The organism is Mesorhizobium sp. M5C.F.Ca.IN.020.32.2.1 (assembly GCF_004023105.1).
Taxonomy (GTDB): Bacteria; Pseudomonadota; Alphaproteobacteria; order Rhizobiales; family Rhizobiaceae; genus Mesorhizobium; species Mesorhizobium wenxiniae.
The window spans coordinates 1-1,634 of record NZ_RZSX01001144.1 but is presented as its reverse complement, the minus strand read 5'-3'; the positions used below and the strand labels follow the sequence as shown (position 1 = coordinate 1,634).

General features: G+C 65.6%; 2 protein-coding genes. One reads left to right on the top strand and one right to left on the bottom strand.

The window, feature by feature from the left end; genetic code table 11:
• The first annotated feature begins 24 nt into the window (after nt 1-24).
• The gene (locus tag EOA86_RS33735) at nt 25-1,500 is read left to right on the top strand and encodes a M48 family metalloprotease (RefSeq protein ID WP_245497460.1); all 1,476 of its coding nucleotides are present in this window, start codon (nt 25-27) and stop codon (nt 1,498-1,500) included.
• A gap of 3 nt (nt 1,501-1,503) precedes the next feature.
• Here EOA86_RS33735 and EOA86_RS33730 read toward each other — a convergent pair.
• Nucleotides 1,504-1,634 (bottom strand): sigma factor-like helix-turn-helix DNA-binding protein (locus EOA86_RS33730; protein ID WP_281035726.1); only part of this gene is annotated, 131 nt, incomplete at its 5' end.

The following is a 1,634-nucleotide window of genomic DNA, read 5'->3' as shown; positions in this document are numbered from 1 at the left end:
GTTCTACCGACCGGCACCGACAGAGTGAGAAGGAAACCGCTGGCGCGCTTCCTCGCGCTGGCCAGCTTTGCCATGGCGCTGGCAAGCTGCCAGATGTTCACGCCTCCGGACGTTCAGGAATCCGGCTTCCAGCCTTCCAACAAACCGATCACGGTCGACAATGTCGCCGCCAACAGCAAGCTCGCCGAAATGGCTAAGGCGCAGCACCCGCGCATCCTCGCCACCTATGGCGGCGAGTATTCCGATCCCAAGCTCGAGCGCATGGTCGCCAAGGTCGTCGGCAGCCTGACCGTGGTGTCCGCCAATCCGACCCAGACCTACCGCATCACCATCCTCAATTCACCCAACGTCAATGCTTTCGCGCTGCCGGGCGGCTATCTCTACATCACGCGCGGCCTGTTGGCGCTGGCCAACGATTCGGCCGAGCTCGCCGCGGTCATCGCGCATGAGATGGGCCACGTCACTGCAAACCACGGCTTGCAGCGCCAGCAGCTCGAGGCTGAGGAGGGGTTTGCAACCAAGGTCGTCTCGGATGTGCTCGGCGACAGCCCGACCGCCAAGGCGGCACTGATCCGCGGCAAGCTGCGGCTTGCCCAGTTCTCGCGCAATCAGGAGCTTGAGGCCGACGGCATCGGCATCAAGTCGATCGGCGAGGCGGGCTTCGATCCCCTTGCCGCCGGCCGCTTCCTGCAGTCCATGTCGGCCTCCCCCGATTCCCGCTCTATCAGCGGCGCCCCCGACGCCAGCCTCGACTTCCTGGCGACGCATCCCAACACGCCGCAACGCATCGATCTGGCGCAGCGTCATGCCCGCCAGTTCGGTGCGCCCGGCGTCGGCACGCGCGACCGCGACGCCTTCCTCGCCGGCATAGACGGCCTGCTCTACGGCGACACACCGGAGGAGGGCTATGTGCGTGGCGAAACCTTCATGCATCCAGGGCTCGGCGTGTCGTTCTCGGTGCCCGATGGCTTCATCATCGACAACTCGGCCGCGGCGGTGACGGCAACCGGGCCAGGCGACATAGCGATCCGCTTCGACGGCGTTTCGATCGACAAGAGCCGCTCGCTGACCGACTACATCCGCAGCGGCTGGGTGGCCGGTCTGGACGAAAGCAGCGTGCGCCAGGAAACGATCAATGGCAACGAGGCGGCGACGGCGCATGCCAGCGCCGAGGGCTGGCAGTTCGACATCGCGGTGATCCGCGCCGGCGGTCAGGTCTACCGGCTGTTGACCGCAGCACCTTCCGCCAGCACCTCGCTGGATGCCGTGGCGCGCTCGGTCAGCGGCTCCTTCCGTATCTTGAGCGCAACCGAGAAAGCGGCGCTGAAGCCGCTGCATATCCGCGTTGTCACGGTGCGGCCCGGACAGACCATGGGGTCGCTCGCCGCGCAGATGGTCGGCGTCGATCGCAAGCTGGACCTGTTCAGGGTGCTCAACGCGATGTCGCCCGGTGCAGCAGTGTCCGCCGGCGACAAGGTCAAGATCATCACCGACAAATAAGATTCAGGCGGCTGTCGCCAGAAACTCGGGGTTTTGCTTCACCAGCGCTATCTTGAGCTTTTCCATGGCGCGTGCCTCGATCTGGCGGACGCGCTCCTTGGAGATGCCGAGCGCCTCGCCGAGGGCTTCGAGCG